Source organism: Pseudomonas sp. NPDC089395, assembly GCF_044749525.1.
GTDB lineage: Bacteria > Pseudomonadota > Gammaproteobacteria > Pseudomonadales > Pseudomonadaceae > Aquipseudomonas.
In genome coordinates this window covers 88333-102929 of record NZ_JBIVID010000005.1, presented here as the reverse complement: position 1 = coordinate 102929, position 14597 = coordinate 88333, and the positions used below count along the sequence as shown (strand labels likewise).

16 protein-coding genes are annotated in these 14597 nt (G+C 58.8%); 6 read left to right on the top strand and 10 right to left on the bottom strand.

The window, feature by feature from the left end; translation table 11 throughout:
* Positions 1 to 40 precede the first annotated feature (40 nt).
* The 5 genes from ACIPZG_RS13295 to rplM form a co-directional block, all read right to left on the bottom strand.
* A complete protein-coding gene (locus tag ACIPZG_RS13295; RefSeq protein WP_008097547.1) occupies positions 41 to 820 on the bottom strand; it encodes a cytochrome c1 in 780 nt (259 codons plus the stop codon).
* The gene (locus ACIPZG_RS13290) at positions 820 to 2031 is read right to left on the bottom strand and encodes a cytochrome bc complex cytochrome b subunit (RefSeq protein WP_043273975.1); all 1212 of its coding nucleotides are present in this window, start codon (positions 2029 to 2031) and stop codon (positions 820 to 822) included. The genes ACIPZG_RS13295 and ACIPZG_RS13290 overlap by 1 nt, the downstream gene beginning before the upstream one ends.
* Positions 2031 to 2624 carry a ubiquinol-cytochrome c reductase iron-sulfur subunit gene (petA, locus tag ACIPZG_RS13285; protein WP_400714312.1) on the bottom strand — a complete coding sequence of 198 codons (594 nt, stop codon included), beginning with the start codon at positions 2622 to 2624 and terminating at the stop codon, positions 2031 to 2033. The genes ACIPZG_RS13290 and petA overlap by 1 nt, the downstream gene beginning before the upstream one ends.
* A 264-nt stretch (positions 2625 to 2888) precedes the next feature.
* A complete protein-coding gene (gene rpsI, locus ACIPZG_RS13280) occupies positions 2889 to 3281 on the bottom strand; it encodes a 30S ribosomal protein S9 (protein WP_003260797.1) in 393 nt (130 codons plus the stop codon).
* Positions 3282 to 3295: 14 nt separating this feature from the next.
* Positions 3296 to 3724 (bottom strand): 50S ribosomal protein L13, encoded by a 429-nt coding sequence (gene rplM, locus ACIPZG_RS13275; RefSeq protein ID WP_008097538.1) that lies wholly within the window; start codon positions 3722 to 3724, stop codon positions 3296 to 3298.
* A 258-nt stretch (positions 3725 to 3982) separates the two neighbouring features.
* Between rplM and ACIPZG_RS13270 the strand changes: the two genes are divergently transcribed.
* Entirely contained in the window at positions 3983 to 5023 is a 1041-nt protein-coding gene (locus ACIPZG_RS13270) for an NADP(H)-dependent aldo-keto reductase (protein ID WP_400714305.1), read from the top strand.
* A 209-nt stretch (positions 5024 to 5232) separates the two neighbouring features.
* Positions 5233 to 6153 (top strand): GlxA family transcriptional regulator, encoded by a 921-nt coding sequence (locus ACIPZG_RS13265; protein ID WP_400714811.1) that lies wholly within the window; start codon positions 5233 to 5235, stop codon positions 6151 to 6153.
* 32 nt (positions 6154 to 6185) lie between these two features.
* Here ACIPZG_RS13265 and zapE read toward each other — a convergent pair whose 3' ends face one another.
* From zapE to ACIPZG_RS13250, 3 genes are all read right to left on the bottom strand, one after another.
* Positions 6186 to 7280, bottom strand: coding sequence for a cell division protein ZapE (gene zapE / locus ACIPZG_RS13260; protein ID WP_043273393.1), 1095 nt, complete (start codon positions 7278 to 7280; stop codon positions 6186 to 6188).
* Between the two features lie 156 nt (positions 7281 to 7436).
* The gene (locus tag ACIPZG_RS13255) at positions 7437 to 8786 is read right to left on the bottom strand and encodes a tryptophan--tRNA ligase (RefSeq protein ID WP_400714302.1); all 1350 of its coding nucleotides are present in this window, start codon (positions 8784 to 8786) and stop codon (positions 7437 to 7439) included.
* Between the two features lie 25 nt (positions 8787 to 8811).
* Positions 8812 to 9447, bottom strand: coding sequence for an alpha/beta hydrolase (locus tag ACIPZG_RS13250; protein ID WP_400714299.1), 636 nt, complete (start codon positions 9445 to 9447; stop codon positions 8812 to 8814).
* A gap of 135 nt (positions 9448 to 9582) precedes the next feature.
* Here ACIPZG_RS13250 and ACIPZG_RS13245 point away from each other — a divergent pair, with 135 nt between their 5' ends.
* Complete coding sequence (locus ACIPZG_RS13245) at positions 9583 to 10020, top strand: YhcB family protein (RefSeq protein WP_008093630.1); 438 nt, start codon at positions 9583 to 9585, stop codon at positions 10018 to 10020.
* A 184-nt stretch (positions 10021 to 10204) separates the two neighbouring features.
* On the opposite strand, the gene ACIPZG_RS13240 is transcribed toward ACIPZG_RS13245, so the two are convergent.
* The gene (locus tag ACIPZG_RS13240; protein ID WP_400714298.1) at positions 10205 to 11398 is read right to left on the bottom strand and encodes a methionine gamma-lyase; all 1194 of its coding nucleotides are present in this window, start codon (positions 11396 to 11398) and stop codon (positions 10205 to 10207) included.
* A 127-nt stretch (positions 11399 to 11525) separates the two neighbouring features.
* Between ACIPZG_RS13240 and ACIPZG_RS13235 the strand changes: the two genes are divergently transcribed.
* Positions 11526 to 12005 carry an Lrp/AsnC family transcriptional regulator gene (locus ACIPZG_RS13235; RefSeq protein WP_400714295.1) on the top strand — a complete coding sequence of 160 codons (480 nt, stop codon included), beginning with the start codon at positions 11526 to 11528 and terminating at the stop codon, positions 12003 to 12005.
* A 169-nt stretch (positions 12006 to 12174) separates the two neighbouring features.
* Here the strand turns inward: ACIPZG_RS13235 and ACIPZG_RS13230 are convergent, their stop codons facing one another.
* The gene (locus tag ACIPZG_RS13230) at positions 12175 to 12684 is read right to left on the bottom strand and encodes a hypothetical protein (protein WP_400714292.1); all 510 of its coding nucleotides are present in this window, start codon (positions 12682 to 12684) and stop codon (positions 12175 to 12177) included.
* Positions 12685 to 13514: 830 nt separating this feature from the next.
* Between ACIPZG_RS13230 and ACIPZG_RS13225 the strand changes: the two genes are divergently transcribed.
* Together ACIPZG_RS13225 and ACIPZG_RS13220 are read left to right on the top strand one after the other, a co-directional pair.
* Positions 13515 to 13652 carry a hypothetical protein gene (locus ACIPZG_RS13225; protein WP_400714289.1) on the top strand — a complete coding sequence of 46 codons (138 nt, stop codon included), beginning with the start codon at positions 13515 to 13517 and terminating at the stop codon, positions 13650 to 13652.
* Positions 13653 to 13831: 179 nt separating this feature from the next.
* Positions 13832 to 14095 (top strand): bacteriocin immunity protein, encoded by a 264-nt coding sequence (locus tag ACIPZG_RS13220; protein WP_400714286.1) that lies wholly within the window; start codon positions 13832 to 13834, stop codon positions 14093 to 14095.
* Positions 14096 to 14597: the final 502 nt, after the last annotated feature.

Below are 14597 nucleotides of genomic sequence, written 5' to 3'. Positions count from 1 at the left end.
CCGCCCCGGGCGCGTTCAACAACCAGAAACTACTGCGTGATCAATGCACGTCCTTCCAGTATTCGCGCTTGAGCAAGTAGGCGAACACGAAGAAGAAAGCCAGGTACAGCAACACATAAGTACCAATGCGCTGACTTTCCAGTTTGACCGGGTTGGCCGAATAGGCCAGGAAGGTCACCAGGTTCTTGACCTTCTCGTCGAACTGCTCGGTGGTCAGGGTACCGGATTTCGGCGTGATGGTCAGCTGGTCACAGGCTTCGTGGGTAAGCGGACTGCCCGTCAATGGGTCGAATTGCTTCTTGCCATCAACCTCCGTCTGCACCTGCTTGCAACCAATCACCTGGTTGCCTTGCAGGCCGACCAGCACGTTGGGCATGCCGACGTTCGGGAACACCTTGTTGTTCACCCCGTACGGCCGCGACTTGTCCTCGTAGAAGCTGCGCAGGTAGGTGTACAGCCAGTCGGTACCGCGCACGCGAGCTACCAGGGTCAGGTCGGGCGGCGCGGCACCGAACCAGGTCTTGGCATCGTTCGGCTTCATGCCGATGTTCATGTGGTCACCGATCTTGGCACCGGTGAACACCAGCTTTTCCAGCATCAGCTCATGGGGGATACCCAGGTCGTCGGCAACACGCTCGTAACGCTGGAACTTGGCGCTGTGGCAGCCCATGCAATAGTTGGCGAAGGTCCGCGCGCCATCCTGCATGGCGGCCTTGTCGGTCAGGTCGATATCGACCTTGTCCAGCTCCAGGCCATGTTCGGCAGCGAAGGAAAAGGCAGGCATCACTGCCAGCAAAAATACTGCGATCAACTTTTTCATCAGCCAGTCACCCTTTCCGGAACCGGTTTGGTCTTCTCGAGCCTTGTGTAGAACGGCATCAGCAGGAAGTAGGCGAAGTACAGCACCGTGCACACCTGCGACAGCAAGGTACGCCCTGGTGTCGGTGCCAGCACGCCGAGCACGCCGAGGATCACGAAGGCCACACAGAACACCAGCAGGAAGACCTTGCTGATCCAGCCCTTGTAGCGCATCGAGCGCACAGGGCTACGGTCGAGCCAGGGCAGGACGAACAGCACGGCGATTGCAGCACCCATGGCGATGACACCGAACAACTTGTCGGGTACCGCGCGCAAGATCGCGTAGAACGGGGTGAAGTACCAGACCGGCGCAATATGCTCAGGCGTCTTGAACGCGTTAGCCTGCTCGAAGTTGGGTTTTTCCAGGAAGTAACCGCCCATTTCCGGGAAGAAGAACACCACGGCGCAGAACACGAAGAGGAACACCACCACGCCGACGATGTCTTTCACGGTGTAGTACGGGTGGAACGGAATGCCGTCCAGCGGGATGCCGTTCTCGTCCTTTTTCTTCTTGATGTCGACACCATCGGGGTTGTTCGAACCCACTTCGTGCAGCGCCAGGATGTGCAGGACCACCAGACCGAGAATCACGATCGGCAGGGCCACCACATGCAAGGCGAAGAAGCGGTTCAGGGTAATGCCCGAGATCAGGTAGTCACCGCGGATCCACTGGGTCAGGTCACCGCCGATCACCGGAATGGCACCGAACAGCGAGATGATGACCTGGGCACCCCAGTACGACATCTGGCCCCACGGCAGCAGATAGCCCATGAACGCCTCGGCCATCAACGCCAGGTAGATCAGCATGCCGAACAACCAGACCAGCTCGCGTGGCTTCTGGTAGGAGCCGTAGAGCAGCCCGCGGAACATGTGCAGGTAGACCACGATGAAGAACGCCGAGGCACCTGTGGAGTGCAGGTAACGCAGGATCCAGCCGTACTCCACGTCACGCATGATGTACTCGACCGAGGCGAAGGCCTCTTCCGCCGAGGGCGTGAAGCTCATGGTCAGCCACACGCCGGTGACGATCTGGTTGACCAGCACCAGCAAGGCCAGGGAGCCGAAGAAATACAGGAAGTTGAAGTTCTTGGGCGCGTAATACTTGCTCAGGTGGTCTTCCCACATCTTGGTGGCGGGGAAGCGAGCATCAATCCAGTCCATGAACTTGCTCATCATGCTTTCTCCTGGTCGACGCCGATGACGACGAGGTCATCCGACTCGTAAGAGTGCGGCGGCACTGGCAGGTTGAGAGGTGCTGGCTGCGACTTGTAGACCCGGCCAGCCAGGTCGTAATGGGAGCCATGGCACGGGCAGAAATAGCCGCCCACCCATTTGGGACCAAGGTCCGCGGGCGCGACTTCCGGACGGAAAGTCGGCGAGCAACCGAGGTGGGTACACAGGCCAACGAGAATCAGGATTTCCGGCTTGATCGATCGCACCTGGGGATCGACATACTCCGGCTGCACCGAGGCCTTCGACTCCGGGTCGGACAATTCCCCGGTGATTTTCTTGAGGTTTCCGAGGATCTCTTCCGTTCGCCGTACGATGAACACCGGCTGACCGCGCCACTCGGCGACCATCTGCTGTCCAGGTTCGACCTTGGCAATATTGACCTTCACCGGTGCGCCGGCCGCTTTCGCCTTGGCACTGGGAAACCATGACCCCACGAACGGTACCGCAGCCCCCACTGCCCCCGCTGCCCCGACCACGGATGTCGCGGCTACGAGGAAGCGGCGCCGGCCTGCGTTGACGCCGTCATTGCTCATTCAGTCCTCTCCCATCAGCTTGCTTTGGCCTGTTGGATCAGGCCTGTACTTAGGTAATGTCTGTGGCACTAAAATTTGGTCGCCATGGTAAGAAACAAAACCACACACTGACAAGGTGATTACCCCCACTGCAGGCTGTAACCCTCGCTTTGCTTGATCTGCGTCTATGCGCCAAGTCGCCACGGACATGCTGACAGGTTAGTTCAAGACATAAAAAAAGCCCGGTTCCAAAGAACCGGGCTTTTTTCGACTGCCGAAGCGGTATTAACGCTTGGAGTACTGAGGACGCTTACGCGCTTTACGCAGACCCACTTTCTTACGCTCAACTTCACGAGCGTCGCGGGTGACGTAGCCAGCACGACGCAGAGCGCCACGCAGGGTTTCGTCGTATTCCATCAGAGCGCGGGTGATACCGTGACGGATCGCACCGGCTTGACCGCTGACACCACCACCGGAAACGGTGACGTAGATGTCGAATTTCTCAACGGTCTCGGTGAGCTCCAGCGGCTGACGAACAACCATGCGAGCGGTTTCGCGACCGAAGAACACGTCCAGAGAACGGTTGTTGATGGAGATGTTACCAGTACCCGGACGCAGGAAAACGCGAGCGGTTGCGGTCTTGCGACGGCCAGTGCCGTAATTTTGAGTCGCCGACATAATGAACTATCCCGTTAGATCTTCAGTTCTTGAGGCTGCTGAGCAGTGTGTGGGTGAGCAGCACCCGCGTACACTTTCAGCTTACGGTACATGTCGCGACCCAGCGGGTTCTTCGGCAGCATGCCTTTGACCGCGGTTTCGATAACACGCTCAGGGGCTTTGGCGATCAACTTCTCGAAGTTGATTTCCTTGATGCCACCTGGGAAGCCGGAGTGGGAGTAGTACATCTTGTCGGAAGACTTGGCGCCAGTCACACGGATCTGCTCGGCGTTGATGACGACGATGTAGTCGCCGGTGTCAACGTGAGGGGTGTATTCTGGTTTGTGTTTGCCACGCAGACGGCTAGCGATTTCGGTAGCCAGACGACCCAGGGTCTGACCAGCGGCGTCGACTACGAACCACTCGCGCTTTACTGTTTCCGGTTTAGCAGTAAAAGTTTTCATTCTCTAAAGCCTCAGAGGCCGCCCAGCGAAAAATAGACGGCGAATCTTACTGGATAGTGCACACCTTGCCAAGGGCAAGCGCGCAGCCGAACACAGACGCTATTGGGGGCTCGGGTCGGGCACGCCAATGTTCGACGGGGTTCTTCCTGCGTGGTGGTGCATCACTTCCTCCACACGGAGAGGGGCCGAATTATCCAGATTGCACGAAAAATTTCAACCTGCTTTTATGGGCTTCTTTGCCCAAGGAGTGCCTTCCCGATGGAATACCGCAAGCTCGGCCGTACCGACCTGGATGTCAGCGCCCTGTGCCTGGGCACCATGACCTGGGGCGAGCAGAACGACCAGGCCGAGGCCTTTGCCCAGATCGCAATGGCCAAGGCCAGCGGCATCAACTTCATCGACACCGCCGAAATGTACCCGGTGCCTCCCCGCCCGGAGACCTATGCCGCTACCGAGCGCATCATTGGCAACTGGTTCCGCCAGCAGGGTGACCGCGACGACTGGATCCTCGCCAGCAAGGTCGCAGGCCCCGGCAACGGCATCAGCCATATCCGCGACGGCCAGCTCAAGCACAACCGCGCGCACATCGTCGCCGCACTGGACGAGAGCCTCAAGCGCCTGCACACCGACCGCATCGACCTGTACCAGTTGCACTGGCCGGAGCGCAGCACCAACTTCTTCGGCAAGCTGGGCTACCAGCACCTGGCCAACGACCTGTTCACGCCCCTGGAAGAGACCCTCGAAGTGCTCGACGAGCAGGTGCGTGCGGGCAAGATCCGCCACATCGGCCTGTCCAACGAAACGCCCTGGGGCACCATGAAGTTCCTGCAACTGGCAGAAAGCCGCGGCTGGCCGCGGGCGGTATCGATCCAGAACCCGTACAACCTGCTCAACCGCAGCTTCGAGGTGGGTCTGGCGGAAGTGGCGATTCGCGAGCAGTGCGGCCTCTTGGCCTATTCGCCACTGGCGTTCGGCATGCTGTCGGGCAAGTACGTAAACGGCGCCCGCCCGGCGAACGCACGCCTGACCCTGTTCACCCGCTTTGCCCGCTATTCCAACCCGCAGACCGTGGCGGCCTGCAGCCGCTACGTGCAGCTCGCTCGCGACCATGGACTGGACCCGGCGCAAATGGCCCTGGCGTTCGTGACGCGGCAGCCGTTCGTGACCAGCAACATCATTGGCGCGACCGACCTGGTGCAACTGCAGAGCAACCTCAAGAGCCTGGAGCTGAACCTGAGCGACGAGCTGCTGGCGGCGATCGAGGCGGCGCATCAGGAGCAGCCGAACCCCGCGCCTTGAGTGAAAGGGGCCGCGATGCGGCCCCTTCGCGGGGCAAGCCCGCTCCCACAGGTTGCGGGGTAGACACAATCGCCAAAAAATAAGACGATCCAGCCGGTGATTGACCACTCTACCCTATAAGAACAATGACAATGATGTTTACCCAACCCCCGGCGTCGCTGCGGCGCGTCAGCATCCTGGCCATTGACAAGGTGTTTGCTTCAACCCTTATGCAGGCCAAGGATTTCTTCCACCTCGCCAGCCTGCGATACAGCAAACAGCTGGGCCTGGGCCTGCAGCCCATGTTCGATATCAGCCTGGTGAGCCCGGACGGCCTGCCGGTGGATAGCTTCAGCAACGTACAGTTACCGGTCGACGGCAACCTCGACGATGCCGACGTGATCATTCTCCCGGCCTTCTGGGAGGACTTCGACACCCTGTTGCAACGCTACCCCCAGGTACTGCCATGGCTGCGCAAGCAACATGCGCAAGGCGCGGTGCTGTGCGCCGAGGCCAGCGGGGTATTCTGGCTCGCCGAAGCGGGACTGCTCGACGGCAAGGAGGCGACCACCTACTGGCGTTTCTTCGCCAGCTTCGCCGAGCGCTTCCCGAAGATCCGGCTGAACCAGGACAAGCACCTCACCGATGCCGACAACCTGTATTGCGCCGGCGGGACCACTTCGGCCTGCGACCTGTACATCTATCTGATCGAGCGTTTCTGTGGGGCCAACGTGGCCCGCGCCGTGTCCCGTGACATCCTCTACGAGGTTCAGCGCAACTACACCCCGGGACGCATGGGCTTTGGCGGGCAGAAGCTGCACCAGGACCTGATCATCCTGCAGATTCAGCACTGGCTGGAAGAACACTTCGCCGACAAGTTCCGCTTCGAGGACGTGGCCCGCAACCACGGCATGAGCATCCGCAACTTCATGCGTCGCTTCCAGGGGGCCACGGGTGACAAGCCGTTGCATTACCTGCAGCGGTTGCGTATCGAGACGGCCAAGGGGCTGCTGTCGAGCACGCGCAAGAGTATCAAGACCATCAGCTATGAAGTGGGCTATGACGATGCCAGCTTCTTTGCGCGGTTGTTCCGCCAGCATACCGAGTTGTCGCCGAATCAGTATCGGCAGCAGTTCATGCAAGAGGCCTGAAGAGCTTGGGGCTGCTTTGCAGCCCCAATGGTTTACGGCTTGTGCGCGCGCGACAGGAACTCGTGCGACTGCATTTCCAGCAACCGGCTCAGGGTGCGCTGGAATTCGAAGGCCAGCCGCCCGCCGGTGTACAAGTCCTTCAACTCTACCTCAGCCGAAATGATCAGCTTGACGTTGCGATCGTAGAACTCGTCCACCATGTTGATGAAGCGGCGGGCGATGTCGTCGGTAGTGACGCTCATCTGCTCGACGTTGCTCAGCAGCACGGCGTGGAAGATCTTGCCCAGCTCGATGTAGTCGTTCTGGCTGCGCGGCCCGTCGCACAGGGCGCGGAAGTCGAACCAGGCAACGTCGTCACAGGTACGCAGGGCGTGGATCGGGCGGTTCTCGATCATCAGCACGTCGTTGTCGACCGCCTGAGTGCACTCCGGAGTCAGCGCCTTGAAGCTCGCGCGCATGCTCTGCTCAGCCGCTTCGTTGAGCGGGAAGTGGAACAGTTCGGCCTGTTCCAGGTGGCGCAGACGGTAGTCGACGCCGCTGTCGACGTTCACCACATCAGTGAACTGCTTGATCATGGCGATGGCCGGCAGGAAGCGCGCACGCTGCAGGCCGTCCTTGTACAGGCCGTCTGGGACGATGTTGGAAGTCGCCACCAGCGAGACGCCGTTCTTGAACAGCTCTTCCATCAGGGTGCCGAGGATCATGGCATCGGTGATGTCGGAAACGAAGAACTCGTCGAAGCAGATGACCTTGGCCTCTTCGCTGAAGCGCTTGGCGATGATGGTCAGCGGGTTCTTCTCGCCCTTGAGGGTCTTCATCTCCTCATGGACGCGCTTCATGAAGCGGTGGAAGTGCGTGCGCATCTTCTGCTTGAACGGTAGCGCCTCGAAGAACGTATCGACCAGATAGGTCTTGCCGCGGCCCACCCCACCCCAGAAGTACAGGCCCTTGACCGGCGTCAGCTCCTTCTTGCCGAACAGCTTGCCGAACACGCCCGGCTTGTTGTTCTGCGCAGCGACCAGGTCGTCGTACAGACGCTGCAGGTGACGCACTGCAGTTTCCTGCGCCGCATCATGGAAGAAGTCGGGACGTTTCAGATCTGCTTGGTATCGTTCTAGGGGCGTCATGATTTCGTTAGCGAGGCAACAAAAAACGGGCCGTCACTGTAGCGACAGGCCCGCTTAATGGCAATGCGACTTGCGTCAATATGCCTCATTCAAGGCAGTAATCCGCTGCATGGCACCGGCTTTGCCGGTGTTCGCGGGGCAAGCCCGCTCCCACACTCAGTCTTGTTGTGGCTGAAGCGCCTCACGCAGGCTCACAACCGCCGCATCACGGGCTTCGGCGCCTTCGAACTGCGGCCCGTCGGCAACCTGCTCACCATTGAGCCACAGGCTGAAGGTCAGGCCCTCGACGCGCACATCGGCTTCGCCGCCCTGCTGCAATTGCTTGCTCACTGCACCGGCGCTCTTGCCGTCGGCGAAGCTGCGCGACAGCAGCAGTTGCTCACCGTCGGCGGCCAGCAGGCGGAAGCGGAAGCTGCCGTCCTCGTCACGGAAGCTGACGAAGCGCGCGCTCTTGGCGGCTTTCTTCTTCACCTCGGTGCCGGCCTGCACGCTGCTGCGGAACGAACGCAGGCCAACGGCCTCGCGCAGCTGCTCGAGGAACGGCGTAGCGATCTTGCGGGCCTTGGCGGCGCCGGCCAGCAGAATGTCTTCCAGGTCTGCCGGGCGCGAAATCAGCTGGTGATAGTGCTCGCGCTTCTCGGCCAGCTGGCCATCGAGCAACTGGAACAGGCGCTGCTTGGCTTCACCCCAACCCAAACCTTGCAGCAGTTCGTCACGGAACTCGGCGCACTGGGCTGGCGTGGAGAACGCCTGGAACAAGGTGAACAGGTGTGCGTTGTCCGGGTCCTTGGCTTCGCCGGGCGCGCGCGAGTCGGTAACGATGCGCGAAATGGCGTCCTTCATGTCCTTGGCGCTGGTGAACAGCGGGATGGTGTTGTCGTAGCTCTTGGACATCTTGCGACCGTCCAGGCCCGGCAGGGTCGCCACGCTCTCCTCGATCACCGCTTCCGGCAGGGCGAAGAAGTCCTTGCCCTGGCCGAACAGGTGGTTGAAGCGCTGACCGATATCGCGCGCCATTTCCACGTGCTGGATCTGGTCACGGCCAACCGGCACCTTGTTGGCGTTGAACATCAGGATGTCGGCAGCCATCAGCACCGGGTAACTGAACAGGCCCATGGTCACGCCGGCATCCGGGTCTTCGCCGTTCTCGACGTTCTTGTCCACCGAGGCCTTGTAGGCGTGGGCACGGTTGAGCAGGCCCTTGGCGGCCACGCAGGTCAGCAGCCAGGTCAGCTCGGGGATCTCGGGGATGTCGGACTGGCGGTAGAAGGTCACCTTCGCAGGGTCCAGGCCACCGGCCAGCCAGGTGGCCGCGATTTCCAGGCGCGAGCGCTGGATGCGCAGCGGGTCGTCGCACTTGATCAGGGCGTGGTAGTCGGCCAGGAAGTAGAACGAGTCGACACCAGGTTGCTGGCTGGCGACGATCGCCGGGCGGATGGCGCCCGCGTAGTTGCCCAGGTGTGGCGTGCCGGTGGTGGTGATACCAGTGAGAATGCGCGTGGTCATGGGTGTTCGCTTATTCAGGCTTGGCTCAATTCGAAAGGCGCGGCAGCAGCAGATCTTTCAGATCGGTCAGCTTGCCATGGAAGAAGTGTCCGCATTCTGCCACTTTCAGCAGCTCATGGGGACGCGACAGGCTGTCGGACCATTCGTAAACCAGCTGCGGCGCCACGACTTCGTCGGCGTCAGGCTGGACCACGGTAATCGGGCAGCGCTGCGGCAGCGGGAATTCGGCGGTCAGGCGCATCACCGCCGGGGCGATCATGAACAGGTGCTGCAGCGTCACACCGGCACTTTCCAAACGCCCGGCCAGGCTGGTGGCGACGAAACCACCGAACGAGAAGCCCATCAGTACCAGCGGCAACTGCGGGTGTTGCTTGCGCAGCCAGGCGGCGACGGCTTCGGCATCGGCCACTTCGCCAGCGCCCATGTCATGGCTGCCGGCGCTCTGGCCGACACCGCGGTAGTTGAAACGCAAGGTCACATAACCGGCATCACGTGCGGTGCGCTGCAGGGTCGAGATCACCTTGTTGAGCATGGTGCCGCCCTGGACCGGGTTCGGGTGGCAGATCAGCACCGCACCGCGGGCGTTGGCCACGTCCAGGTACAAGGCTTCCAGCTGGCCTTGGGGGCCATCGATGAACAAGGGGGTTTCGCGGACAAGCAAGGCACTACTCCGTGACCTCGAAGGGGGTCGATTCGTCTAGGTGTGGAATTCTGTTCTGATTTGCGATCGCTCGCGGTATACAGCGCAGGTCTGAGCCGTTAACGTAAAGCAAAGCCGTTTATAGAGGAAGGACTCGTGGAACTCTCGCTCCTTGTTTGGTTGTTGCCAACCCTGGCCCTGGTCATTGGCGTCGCCATCGGCTTCGTCGTGGCGCGCCTGCTGCCCAACGCCGCGCCCAGCAGCACCCAGCGTCAACTGGATGACATTCAGAAGCGCTTCGACAGCTACCAGAACGAAGTGGTCACCCACTTCAACAGCACCGCCGTGCTGGTCAAGAAACTGACCCAGAGCTATCAGGATGTGCAGGATCACCTGGCCGAAGGCGCCAACAGCCTGGCCCTGGACGAGGTGACCCGTCAGCGCCTGCTGGCGGCCCTGCACTCCGAATCGGCTCAGGGCCCACGTGACCGCCTGACGCCGCCCCGCGACACCGCCGAAGTGCCGCGCGACTATGCACCGAAAACACCGAACTCGCCGGGCATGCTCGATGAGAGCTACGGGCTCAAGCGTTGATTCGCTGAAATGAAAAAGGCCTCGAAAGAGGCCTTTTTTGTGGGCATAACCTTCATGCCAGTACGCGATCACGTGTAGGAGCGGACTTGTGTCGCGAAAGGCCTGCGCAGCTGCCCCGGCGATCTTGCAGGGTGGCTAGAATCCTAGGGCCGCTACGCGCCCCTTTCGCGACACAAGGCCGCTCCTACACGTGCGCCAATGCCTGCTCGACATCCGCCAGCAGATCCTCCACATCCTCCAGCCCCACCGACAACCGCACCAGCCCCTCCGAGATCCCGTGATGAGCAAGCTCTTCAGGTGTGTAGCTGGAATGGGTCATGCTCGCCGGATGCTGCGCAAGCGATTCGGCATCTCCCAGGCTCACCGCTCGGGCGAATAGCTGCAACGCATTCATGAAGCGCCGCCCTGCCGCGATGCCGCCCTTGAGCTCGAAAGCAATCATCCCACCCGGCAGACGCATCTGCCGCCGGGCCAATTCATACTGGCCAAACGTCGGTAGCCCCGGATAGTGAATCAACTCGACCTGCGGCTGACGCGCCAAGAACTCCGCCACCTGCTGGGCATTGGCACAATGGCGATCCATGCGCAGCGCCAGGGTCTTGATGCCGCGCATCAACAACGAAGCATCGTGCGGCGACAACACCGCGCCGGTCATGTCCTTGAGGCCTTCCAGACGAATCCGGTCGATCAACGCTTGCCGCCCTATGACTAGCCCAGCGGTGATGTCGCCATGGCCGCTGAGGTACTTGGTAGCCGAATGCACCACCAGGTCGGCGCCAAGTTCCAGCGGCCGTTGCAGATACGGTGTGCAGTAGGTGTTGTCGACCACGATGTGGATGTCATGGCCACGCGTTGCTTCAGCCACGGCCGCGATATCGACCAGCTGCATGTTGGGGTTGGCCGGCGTTTCGAAGTAGATCATCCGCGTCTTGCGGGTGATCGCTGCCTTGAGCGCCTTGCTGTCGTTCAGGTCGACGTGGCGGATCTTCACGCCGAACTCGCCGATGCCATGGTGCAAAAAGGCAAAGGTGCAGCCGTACAGTGTGGTACCGACGATCAACTCGTCACCGGGCCGAAGCAAGGTCCACAAGGTCGACGTGATGGCGCCCATGCCCGACGCCAGCGCCAACCCGGCCTCACCGCCTTCAAGGGACGCCATGCGCTGCTCCAGCAGCGCCAGGGTCGGGTTGGAGATACGGCTGTAGAAATGCCCGCCCTCCTCCCCGGCAAAGCACGCTGCGCCATATTCAACCGTCGGGAAAGCATAGGTTGCGGTCTGATAAACCGGCGGAACCAGCGCACCACCGTGGGACAGCGGATCGTAGCCATGGTGGATGGCTCGGGTGGAAAAACCGGTGTTGTTATGGGAGTCGCGCATGGCAACAGCCTCTGGTGGTTTGTTCTAAGCTTATGCCACCGCGCTGCCTGATTTTTTCCAAAATTGCCCACGCATTCGAGGGTGTATTGGAACAAAAACAATAAAAAGCTCACCAGGAGGGCAAGACATGCCTAACAGCCTCGACCGCACCGACCGTGCCCTGCTCGCCGCCCTGCAGGACAACGCCCGCCTGACCGTTTCAGAACTCGCCGACCAGGTTGCGCTGACCACCTCGCCTTGCTGGCGACGGGTCAAATTGCTTGAAGACAACGGCTACATCACCGGTTATCAGGCGATTCTTTCGCCCAAGTCGCTGGGGTTTGGGGTGACTGCATTTGTCAGCATCATGATGGATTCGCATACAAAGGACATGGCCTTGGCGTTCGAGCAGAGGTTAATGGAGATTCCCGAAATCGTCGCCTGCCACAACATCTCCGGCCGGTACGATTTTCTGCTGGAGATTCTGGCGCGGGACCTGGAGTCGTTTGGGGAATTTACCCGGGAAGTGCTGCAGCGTTTGCCTGGAGTGAAGGAGATCTACTCGAGCTTTTCCTACAAGGCGGTTAAGGAGCGCCGAGTGATACCGGTTTCGGAAAAGCATATTTGAAGCCAATGGCGATGGCACACAACGATTGAAAAATCTAAATAAACGCTGGCGATATCGCATCGCGAACAGACACATCCAAACTTCAAGTTCCACCAAATCTCCAAGCCTTGTGCGGAAAAGTCAGCGAAGGCTTGGAGCGTGGCGACTTAAATCTGCAGAATCTCAAAATTTATGGATAGTCATGTTTCCAGTCCCAGAGGGGCGCAGGTTCCGGCGGGTAAACGTGCGCTACTATTTTTCGCACCGGGGGCAATCGCCCCGGTACAAAACCTAAGCGCGCCCACCGAACATCGCCATTTCGTCCGTCATAGATAAGAATATTTCCGGCATCAGTTACCGTGAGGTAATTGTTGTACCAGTAAGATTTATCTAGTGTCTCCGTGCTTTGAGCGGACCAAATTCGGCGACGGGCAGGATCATGTAAGAAGCCTGAATTACTTACTACAAACTGAAGGGGCTCACGCATTTTCTTACGGTAAAATGTCGAACTGTATGGTTGAGTTTCATTCGCAACCCACACCACAGCGCCGCCCTCCTCTAAAACCAAATTACCATCAGTTTGCAGTCGAAGCGCGAACCTCCCGTTTTGAGAAACCAAGAAATCGCCTGCACTCATTGTTTGATTAGGAGGAAGCACCACACCTCCAGAGTTAAGAAACTTCTGATACTTAACAGCCATCACTCACCTCCTGAGTAGATCCACAAGAAAGAAACTGGCGGGATTTCAAACACAAGGCGAGGGAAGCATCATTTCGAGAAATTACATAAGTTCTGACCAACCACAAGCATACGCCAAACCATTAGAAACGCGCAAATACCTAAAAAAGGAAACTTCTTACAAGTTAAGCACCACTTTCTGATTTCAAACCAGTCAATAATTTGGAAATCCAAGCACCGATTGCTCAATCCTAAAAATACATCACAGAGAAAGCTCGACATGAGATTTATATTTATCCTGACTGCAGTACTCGCCGGCTGCGGCGGAAAACCAAGCCTCTATCAATACGACAGTAGTCGCCAGTTCAAGTGCGACATGGACCCATACATGCAATTCTGCGCTAACCACACAGTCATTAGGCAGCACATTGAAAATACAGAAGCAGACAGCCGCAAAGACGAATCCCAGCATGTGCGACATTGAAGCCCCCCGATCAAAAACACAGAAGTGGATAAGCCATGCACAATGCCAAAAAACATGTCAAACAGATGGCAGTAACCATTACGCTCATCCTTTCTGGGTGCAGCGGCGAGATGCCTAAAGTACTGCTACTGCCCAACAGAGAGGACATTAAGTTCAAGTGCGACCTAGACCCTTACAAGCAGGGATGCGAAAGAATGATGGATTATCAAGAGCATTTCCGCTTGATCAAAAAACCCTTGACCTAAAGCCAGAGCGCACAAAACTCATAGCGGACTGAGACCTAAATCTCGCTTCGCGGGCGAGCATTTGAAAACGGAATTCTCGACCAAAGCGATGATGCCATTACCCCCTCAAGAGAGAACACTTACATGGTTTGCCACCTCCCAGACCACATTGCAAAGAAAATGGCCAAGCAGACCTTCGATAATTTCGACGATTTCTCCCAAGCCTTCTGGGTGGCCATCGCCGAAGACCCTGTCTACTCCCAGCAATTCATAGGCTCCTAACTCAACCGCATCAAGAAAGGCTGGCCACTGCGCGCACCATTCGCAGAAACCGCAAGAGGCCTGCGCTCTTACCAGATCTGCCACCTCGACTCGCCTGAATTCGGTGGCGCGATGTACGAAGCGGACAACCTGCGGATGATGAGCGCCCTGCAGTACGCACTGTCATCGGAGGTGACCTGGTGATCAGCAAAAAGCGCAACCTGGCTGACTACACCGACGCCGAATTCAAAGCCGTCGTGGAAGAATTGTTAAAAGCCGCTGGCACCTCTGCCTGGCAAGATCGCTTGCTGGAACACTTCATAGAAATGGCCGAGCACCCTGATGGATCGGACCTGATCTATTACCCACGGAATCCGCAGGAAGGCTGCGCGGAGCAGGTGATCGCACGTATCATTGCCTGGCGGAAATCGAAGGGAATGCCCCTGTTCAAGGATGAGCGATGAAGAAATCTCTATTGGTGTTGGTACTGCTTCTATCCGGCTGCGTCGATGGCAAATTCTTTCTTTTGCCTAGCCAACAAGACCTGAAATTCGGCTGTGACATGGACCCTTACAAACAAGGGTGCGAAAGACAAAGTGACTACGACCAGCACTTCAAATCCGTCGAGAGTAAGAAGGGTTAGAGGGTTAGGTCAGTAACGCTTCCAGTTGACAGCTTATTCGCGCGAAGCGATAGGCCATCAGCCTGTAATGAAAGCAACATCGTCACGTTCGATAGTTTCTCTCTGGAACCTACAAAAGAGCGGCGGCGATGGGGTGAAGGCCAAGAGCCTGCCTTAGGGTTTGTGGTGGTGCGCAGATCGAGCGCCGCCCGCGCGGCGCATCGCGGATGAATCCGCTCCTACATTTGTTGCAACGTGCCGCGGTCTGTCAGGCCATGGTTGTTCGCCTTTGTCGCCCGTCGACGAATCGGAGGCGAGCCCTCGCGCCAACCCAAAAATCGCGT

Excerpts from the sequence above, each read along its gene's own strand:
- ACIPZG_RS13225 (WP_400714289.1), top strand. The coding sequence starts at position 13,515 with ATGGTTTGCCACCTCCCAGACCACATTGCAAAGAAAATGGCCAAGCAG.
- ACIPZG_RS13290 (WP_043273975.1), bottom strand. The coding sequence starts at position 2,031 with ATGAGCAAGTTCATGGACTGGATTGATGCTCGCTTCCCCGCCACCAAG.
- ACIPZG_RS13230 (WP_400714292.1), bottom strand. The coding sequence starts at position 12,684 with ATGGCTGTTAAGTATCAGAAGTTTCTTAACTCTGGAGGTGTGGTGCTT.
- petA (WP_400714312.1), bottom strand. The coding sequence starts at position 2,624 with ATGAGCAATGACGGCGTCAACGCAGGCCGGCGCCGCTTCCTCGTAGCC.
- rpsI (WP_003260797.1), bottom strand. The coding sequence starts at position 3,281 with ATGTCGGCGACTCAAAATTACGGCACTGGCCGTCGCAAGACCGCAACC.
- zapE (WP_043273393.1), bottom strand. The coding sequence starts at position 7,280 with ATGACGCCCCTAGAACGATACCAAGCAGATCTGAAACGTCCCGACTTC.
- rplM (WP_008097538.1), bottom strand. The coding sequence starts at position 3,724 with ATGAAAACTTTTACTGCTAAACCGGAAACAGTAAAGCGCGAGTGGTTC.
- ACIPZG_RS13235 (WP_400714295.1), top strand. The coding sequence starts at position 11,526 with ATGCCTAACAGCCTCGACCGCACCGACCGTGCCCTGCTCGCCGCCCTG.
- ACIPZG_RS13240 (WP_400714298.1), bottom strand. The coding sequence starts at position 11,398 with ATGCGCGACTCCCATAACAACACCGGTTTTTCCACCCGAGCCATCCAC.
- ACIPZG_RS13265 (WP_400714811.1), top strand. The coding sequence starts at position 5,233 with ATGCAGGCCAAGGATTTCTTCCACCTCGCCAGCCTGCGATACAGCAAA.
- ACIPZG_RS13270 (WP_400714305.1), top strand. The coding sequence starts at position 3,983 with ATGGAATACCGCAAGCTCGGCCGTACCGACCTGGATGTCAGCGCCCTG.
- ACIPZG_RS13295 (WP_008097547.1), bottom strand. The coding sequence starts at position 820 with ATGAAAAAGTTGATCGCAGTATTTTTGCTGGCAGTGATGCCTGCCTTT.
- ACIPZG_RS13255 (WP_400714302.1), bottom strand. The coding sequence starts at position 8,786 with ATGACCACGCGCATTCTCACTGGTATCACCACCACCGGCACGCCACAC.